Consider the following 6,641-nt stretch of genomic DNA (forward strand, 5'->3'; position numbering starts at 1 on the left):
AGTTGAACCCCCGCTTCCGCGACCGCCGGGCGGCTCCCCAGTAGGTCACCCAGGCCCGCCGAACGGGCGCCGAATGGCCCGCTCATCTCCTACGATGTCGGCGACGACGCAACCCCGTTCGTACGAAGGGCACTTGTCATGGCCGAGGGCGTTCCCGGAGTAGACCAGAGCAAGCCGAGTATCGCCCGGGTCTACGACTATCTCCTCGGCGGCAAGGACAACTACGAGGTAGACCGCCTCATCGGGGACAAGTTCAAGCACGATCTGCCCGGCTCGGTGGCCATCGCCCACAGCAACCGGCAAGGCCTCGCACGCGCCGTACGGGACATCGCCCGGGAGGCGGGGGTACGGCAGTTCGTCGACATGGGCAGCGGGCTGCCGACCGCCGACAACGTCCACCAGATCGCCGGGCGCCACATATCCGACGCCCGCGTGGTCTACGTCGACAATGATCCGATCGTCCTCGCACACGGCCGGGCGCTGCTGGAGGACAACGAGCACACCCGTGTCATCCAGGCCGACGTCCGCGACCCGGACGCCATCCGGCAGCATCCCGACACCACTGCCCTGATCGACTTCGACGAGCCCGTCGCCGTCATCCTCAGCGCCATCTTGCACCACCTCAACGACGACGAAGACCCCGTCGCCGTCGTCCGCTACTGGCAGGAGCAGGTTCCGCCCGGCAGCTACTTCTTCATCAGCCACTTCCGCAGCGGCAACAACCCGGAGACAGCGGAGGCCGAGGCGGTGCTTCAGGCCACGTTCGGCCGGGGACGGTGGCGCAGCGACGAGGAGATCCGGCACCTCTTCGGCGAGTTGGAGATCCTGGAGCCCGGCATCGTACCGACCACCCTGTGGCGCCCGGACACGGCGGACGCAGTGGTGCGGATCGGCGCGGGGGAGCACCAGCTCACCGTCTGGGAGCAGCTCATCGTGGCCGGACTCGCCAGGAAGTAGTCCGTGGCCGGACTCGCCAGGTAGTAGTGCGTGACCGGCTGCCGCTACCCGTGTGAGGTCTCTTCCCGGCGGCCGGCGCGGTGCCGGGGATGTTCCTCGTGGAGGATGCGGCCCACCAGAGCGCCGCCGAAGACGATGAATCCCACCCCGACGAGCCAGGACTGCACGACGAGGACGGTCCCGATGGGCCCGTAGGTGACGGCGCTGGACGCGATCAGCGGGGAGAACACCAGCCGGGAGAACACCCGCAGGCCCAACAGCCCGACCACCGTGGCCGCGGCCCCGGGCAGCAGGGCGCGCCAGCTGACCCGCCCGGCGAGCAGCAGACGCTGGGACCACCAGAAGAACAGCAGGGAGGTGAGCGTCGTGATGCCGATGCGCAGGACGGTTCCGCCCATCCCGACGATGCCCACGGTCCCCAGCGTGACGTGGGCCGAGACGAGGAGATAGCCGATCAGGGCGGCGAGCCACACCAGATGCCGCCAGGCGGTGTGCCAGCGGCTCGGGGGCAGCTCCCACACCTTCTCGTATCCGGTCTGCACCGCCCCGCCGAAGGTCAGTCCGAAGACAGCCAGTGCCGCGAGGCTGAAGCCCGTCGTGGTCTCCAGAGCCTGCCGGGGTGGAGCGAACAGCTGCTTGACCTCCCCCCGCGAGCTGGGCGACACACCGAGACCGTCCGCCAGCCACTCGGCGAACCCGTGGCCGTTCGCCGGATCCGCCGCGGCCACCACGATCAGCAGCGGCACCAGCGTGAGGAACCCGAGCGCCGCGAACCCCATCGCGCGGTGCATCAGCTCCAGTTCGCTGCCCCGACGCCAGCTCCGCCCGGCCGGGGAACGGTGGAAGGCATGGCGCAGCCGGGTGTACAGCGACCTGTGGTGCTCGGGGCCGGAAGGTTTGTGGGGCATGCATCTCGACTACCCCGCCCGCCAGGATCCCGGGTAGCAGTGGACGCTTCGAGCCTCCGAATGGCGGGCTTCCGGTTCAGTCCGCCGGGTGGGCGTGACTCGCGATGGCGCCGGGTACCACGGCTCGCCTCCACACCCCGGCTGCGAATGCCCACCGGATGATCCTTGAACCATGCGGGTGGGAAGACAGGTCTTTCTGTCCGGGGTGCCGCGGGTTCAGGCGGGCGTATCAGAAGCCGACGGTCCCGTCGATTGCCTCACGCAGGAAGTCGGCATGCCCGTTGTGCCGGGCGTACTCGTGAATCATGTGCACCATCACCAACCGCAGGGACACATTCTCGCCCCACCTGGGCTGGTAGCCGGTCACGTCGAGTGACTCCGCCTCCTCCTCGATCCGGCGGGCGTGCTCGATCTCCGCCTGCCAGGCGTCGAAGGCCTCGGACCGCGTGGCGCCGGTGGCGTCGTACGCCGCCTGGAAGTCGCGGTCGTCCGACCACACAAAGCGGATGTCCTCCCCATTGATCACCCTGCGGAACCATGTGCGCTCCACCTCGGCCATGTGCCGCACCAAGCCGAGCAGCGAAAGCGTCGAGGGCGGCATCGACTGATGGCGCAGGTCCTCGTCGGAGAGGCCGTCGCACTTCAGGGCGAGCGTCGCGCGCTGGAAGTCCAGGTGGGCGCGCAGCATCTCACGCTCATCCGCGATCAGGGGCGGACTGATTCGCTCGGTGGCCACTGGTGATTCCTTTCGACTGTCACGATGCTGCCCCGTCCCGAGCCTCGCCGCACTCTTCCGCCGGGATGGAAACCATTGGCGTGGTGGTCGTGCTGTGCGGAGCAGTCGTTCGCAGCGATGCCGTCCCACTGTGGTCGGGGCGGAACTGGCGGCCTCTGGGGGCGTTAGGGGTTTATGAGCGATGTGGATGGTCTATTGGTGAGTGCCGGTGTTGCTCTGTGCCGCTTGTGCAACGTGCCGACGGCGGCTGTGGCGGGATTGGAGGCCGTTGTGGAGACCGCGGGTGGGCCACGCCTGGTTCCGTTGTGTGCGGACTGCTACCAGCGCAGACCGCGGCGACGGGACGCCGAGCCCGCACTCGCGCCGCGTGCCGGCGCGGGTGCGGCTGAGGCGCAGGGGCGGGGGTGATGTGCGAATCGCTTCTGCACTGTGGCGCACCCGGGCCCTGGCGATACGGGGATGCTCGGGGGCGTCACCGACCGTCGGCCTCGGGCAAGCGGTGAGGGGGACGTCCGTACGGAGCCCCGGCATTAGGGTCGTGGTATGGCTTCGGAAGAGGGAACGGTGCGGGTCGACAGCTGGATCTGGTCCGTACGGTTGACCAAGACGCGTTCGCTGGCCGCTGCGGCTTGCCGTGCGGGTCACGTTCGCGTCAATGGTGAGCGCGTCAAGCCGGCCCACGCGGTGCGGTCCGGGGATGAGGTGCGGCTGCGCCACGCGGGGCGGGACAGGATCGTTGTCGTCCAGCGAGTGGTGCGGAAGCGGGTCGGGGCGGCCGTCGCTGCGGAGTGCTTCATCGACAACAGCCCGCCACCGCCGGACCGCGAAATGGTGATGGCGGTTGGCCGCCGTGACCGCGGCGCGGGGCGTCCGACGAAGCGTGACAGGCGTGACCTTGACCGTCTCCGCGGTCGTTCCGAGGGTGAGGGGGGACCGGAGTCGACTCCCGTCTGGCCCTGACGGTGTGGGCCCGGGGGCGTCGTCGCTTGGTACTCGATCATCCACACCCCGGCGGAGCGGTTGTCGGTGGTGTTCGCCGAGTCCCACCGGGTGCTGTGCCCAGGTGGCTACCTGCTGCTTGCCTTCCAGGTCGGTGACGAGCCTCTGCATGTGGCGGAGTCGTTGGCCATGCGGTGTCTCTGGACTTTCATCGGTTGTCTCCCGACCGCGTCGCCGAGTTGGTGAACGAGGCCGGTTTTGTGGTGCTGCCTTGGGGCGGGTGCCCCGGGCCGGTGCCTCGGGCTGCCGGCCGGTTCCCGGGCGTCCTGTGGGTTCGTCGTGGTTAGGGCGTGTAGAGGGTCCAGACGGGGCCTCGGGGGAAGTTGATGCGGATGCCGGTGGGGGTGGTGTAGGTGGTGCCGGATTGGGGGTTGGGGCGATTCCAGCGGGCGGGGAAAGTCTTGCCGTCGCGGAGGATGTCGGCGGTGCCGGTGCCGGTGGTTTGGGTGAAGGGGGAGACGGCGCCGCTGCGGTCGTGGAAGCGGGAGGGGCGGATGGTGGTGTGTTGGATGATCACGGTGGCGGTGCTAAGGCGGCCGTTGTCGGTGGTGGTGGCGGGTTTGTTGTCGAAGGAGATGAGCCAGCGTCTTTGGGTGGGGTTCCAGGTGAAGGTGTATTGGGCGGCGGGGTAGCGGACGGTGCGGTTGGGGATGGGGGTGCCGCCGGGGGGTGGGGAGCCGAACCGGAATCCGATGTCTTTGGAGTTGCTGGTGCCGGGTGCGGCCTTGAGGGCTTGTTGGGGGCGGGTGAAGAGGTTGAAGGGGGCGGGGCGGTTGGCGGTGCGGAAGAAGGCGTTGGGTGCGGTGGTGGGGTTGACGAGGTTGAGGGGGGCAGCTTGGAGGGTGGGGTTGAGTCCGGTTTGGACGCCGGAGTAGGCGAGGGCGGGGCGGCCGAACTGGCGTAGCAGGGTGATGTCGGATTCGCGGGCGCTGCGGACGGGTCCGAGGGTGGGGGGAAGGTGGGAGGAGAGGATGGCGAGGATTCGGCTGAGGCCGCCTTCGACTTGTTCGACGTAGACGAGGTCGGCGGCTTGGAGGCCCGTGTGGGGCCGGGCGGCGGCGACGTTGTCAATTTTGACGGCGAGGACGGGGCCGGGGCGCGCTGGGAGTCCGGTGAAGGGTGAGGTCTGCTGTCCGGGCTGGGCTGGCTGGGCGGGGTGTGGCCCGGTGGTGGGGGTGTGGTGTTGCTGTCCGGTGGCGGGGCTGGTGGCCAGGGTGGCGGTCATGACCAGGGCCGCCGCTGCGGCGAGCCATCCGGCTACCGGTCCCATGCTGCGCCTGGTGTGCATGGCCTGCTCCTTTGCTCATGGGTCACATCAGGTAAAGCGGTGCACGGGTTCCCCATGAGCCTCTCCCTGCACACCCGATATCGGGTGTTTTGTCACCATTTTTCGACCCTGGTGGCGTGCGCGGGCGGGGGCGTCTGGTGGCTGGTGGGGTGGTTGCGGTGTCGTCCTGGGTCTTTGGAGGGGGTTGGCGGTCGGGGGCTGGTGGTGCTGGCGGTCCGGGGTGGTGGGGTCTCGGGTGCCTGAGTGGCACTGTCGGCGGGAGGTGCTGGGTTCGGGTGTGGGGTGGGGGTCGGGGTTGTGGGTGGGGGTTATGGGGTGGGGAGGGGGAGGAGGAGTAGGGGCTGGGTGGTGGGTTGGGGGGAGCCGCCGGTGGGTTCGATGGTGAGGCCGATGGCGGTGGTGTTGGTGGGGTGTTCGGGTAGGAGGTGTTGTCCGTTGTGGTGGAGGAGTCCGGCGGGTTGCATGTGGGTGTGCTGGGCGTACCAGAGTTGGTAGGTGCGGTGTGGCGGGAGGGGGGGGAGGCCGGTGGTGAAGAGGGCGGCTTTGTTGTGGCTGGGGGAGACTGCGATGGTGGCGGTGGCGCCGTTGGCTGTGGTGGTGGTGGTTTTGGTGTCGGCTGCGGTGAGGATGTTGGCGATTTGTTGAGCTTGAGTGGTGGCGTGGGTTTGGGTTTGGTGGGCTTGGGTCCGGGCCTGGTGGGCTTGTTGGTATTGCCAGGCGGTTGTGGCGGCGAGGGTGATGTGGGTGGCGAGGGAGGCGGCGAGGAGTAGACGTGGGAGTCGTCGGGGGGTGGGTTTGGTGTTTGATGGGGGGGTGGGGGGTGTGAGTGTATGGGGGGGTAGTTGCCGGATGGTTGCTATGTGGGCTAGTACGCGTTGGCGTAGGTGTGGTGGGGGTGGGCAGGCGGTGGCGGTGCCGAGTCGGGCGGCGGTGGCGGTGAGTTCCTGTACTTCTACTGTGCAGATGTGGCAGGCATTCAGGTGGTGTTCGAAGGCCTGGCGTTCGGATTCCGGTAGGGCGCCCAGTGCGTAGGCGCCGGTGAGGGCGTGGGCGTCGTGGCTGGTCATGCGCTTACTCCCATGCAGTCCCGGAGTCTGATCAGTCCGTCTCGGAGGCGGGTTTTGATGGTGCCCAGGGGTGCGGAGAGGGATGCGGCGACTTCGCGGTAGGTGAAGCCGCGGTAGTAGGCCAGGGTGATGGCTTGGCGTTGGAGTTCGGTCAGGGTGTGCAGGCAGCGTCGTACTTGTTCGGTCTCCAGTCGGCGTTCGACTTGTTCGCTGACGTCGTCGTAGGGCGGGGTGGTGTGCCGGGCGGCGTTGGCGATTTCCCGGCCGGTGGTGGCTTGTTCGGAGCGTATGCGGTCCACGGTGCGCCGGTGGGCGAGGGTCATGACCCAGGTCATGACGCTGCCGCGGTCGGGCTGGTAGCGGGTGGCGGTGCGCCATATCTCGACCATCACTTCCTGGGTGACTTCTTCGGATTGGGCGGGGTCTCGCAGGAGTCGCAGGACCAGGCCGAAGACGGGGCCTGAGAGGTGTTCGTACAGGGTGGCGAAGGCCTGCTGGTCTCCGGCTGCGACTTGTGCCATGAGTTCGGTCAGGCTGCGGGAGGCCGGCCCGTGCCCGTGGCTGGGGTCCTGCGTGGCGGGTCCGCCTTGTCCGCTTGTGCCGTAGCCGCTCCAGCCGTGTATGCCCATAGCTGCCCTTCGCCTGTGCCGCGCAGTGGCTGCGCCTGGTGTTGTTGTGGGCTTCAC

At 68.5% G+C, this 6,641-nt stretch carries 7 protein-coding genes; 2 read left to right on the forward strand and 5 right to left on the reverse strand.

The annotated features are described in order from the left end of the window. Positions 1–138 precede the first annotated feature (138 nt). On the forward strand, positions 139–957 hold the full coding sequence (locus ACY34J_RS05460; protein ID WP_462725335.1) for an SAM-dependent methyltransferase: 819 nt from the start codon (positions 139–141) through the stop codon (positions 955–957). Positions 958–1,001: 44 nt separating this feature from the next. Here ACY34J_RS05460 and ACY34J_RS05465 read toward each other — a convergent pair whose 3' ends face one another. Both ACY34J_RS05465 and ACY34J_RS05470 read right to left on the reverse strand, forming a co-directional pair. After that, entirely contained in the window at positions 1,002–1,865 is an 864-nt protein-coding gene (locus tag ACY34J_RS05465) for a YihY/virulence factor BrkB family protein (protein ID WP_462725336.1), read from the reverse strand. A gap of 229 nt (positions 1,866–2,094) precedes the next feature. Next, positions 2,095–2,601, reverse strand: coding sequence for a DinB family protein (locus ACY34J_RS05470; protein WP_462725337.1), 507 nt, complete (start codon positions 2,599–2,601; stop codon positions 2,095–2,097). Positions 2,602–3,144: 543 nt separating this feature from the next. On the opposite strand from ACY34J_RS05470, the gene ACY34J_RS05475 reads away from it, so the two are divergent. Then, positions 3,145–3,561, forward strand: coding sequence for an RNA-binding S4 domain-containing protein (locus ACY34J_RS05475; protein ID WP_462725338.1), 417 nt, complete (start codon positions 3,145–3,147; stop codon positions 3,559–3,561). Positions 3,562–3,883: 322 nt separating this feature from the next. On the opposite strand, the gene ACY34J_RS05480 is transcribed toward ACY34J_RS05475, so the two are convergent. The 3 genes from ACY34J_RS05480 to ACY34J_RS05490 all read right to left on the reverse strand — a co-directional run bounded on the left by ACY34J_RS05480 (position 3,884) and on the right by ACY34J_RS05490 (position 6,584). Beyond that, a complete protein-coding gene (locus ACY34J_RS05480; protein WP_462725339.1) occupies positions 3,884–4,888 on the reverse strand; it encodes a DUF3048 domain-containing protein in 1,005 nt (334 codons plus the stop codon). A 308-nt stretch (positions 4,889–5,196) separates the two neighbouring features. After that, on the reverse strand, positions 5,197–5,955 hold the full coding sequence (locus tag ACY34J_RS05485) for an anti-sigma factor (protein ID WP_462725340.1): 759 nt from the start codon (positions 5,953–5,955) through the stop codon (positions 5,197–5,199). After that, entirely contained in the window at positions 5,952–6,584 is a 633-nt protein-coding gene (locus ACY34J_RS05490) for a sigma-70 family RNA polymerase sigma factor (protein ID WP_462725341.1), read from the reverse strand. The genes ACY34J_RS05485 and ACY34J_RS05490 overlap by 4 nt, the downstream gene beginning before the upstream one ends. Between the last annotated feature and the right edge of the window lie 57 nt (positions 6,585–6,641).

The sequence above is a fragment of the Streptomyces sp. HSS9-12 genome (assembly GCF_054963655.1).

Coding starts and splice junctions, on each gene's coding strand:
- ACY34J_RS05475 (WP_462725338.1), top strand. CDS start 3,145: ATGGCTTCGGAAGAGGGAACGGTGCGGGTCGACAGCTGGATCTGGTCC.
- ACY34J_RS05490 (WP_462725341.1), bottom strand. CDS start 6,584: ATGGGCATACACGGCTGGAGCGGCTACGGCACAAGCGGACAAGGCGGA.
- ACY34J_RS05480 (WP_462725339.1), bottom strand. CDS start 4,888: ATGCACACCAGGCGCAGCATGGGACCGGTAGCCGGATGGCTCGCCGCA.
- ACY34J_RS05460 (WP_462725335.1), top strand. CDS start 139: ATGGCCGAGGGCGTTCCCGGAGTAGACCAGAGCAAGCCGAGTATCGCC.
- ACY34J_RS05465 (WP_462725336.1), bottom strand. CDS start 1,865: ATGCCCCACAAACCTTCCGGCCCCGAGCACCACAGGTCGCTGTACACC.
- ACY34J_RS05485 (WP_462725340.1), bottom strand. CDS start 5,955: ATGACCAGCCACGACGCCCACGCCCTCACCGGCGCCTACGCACTGGGC.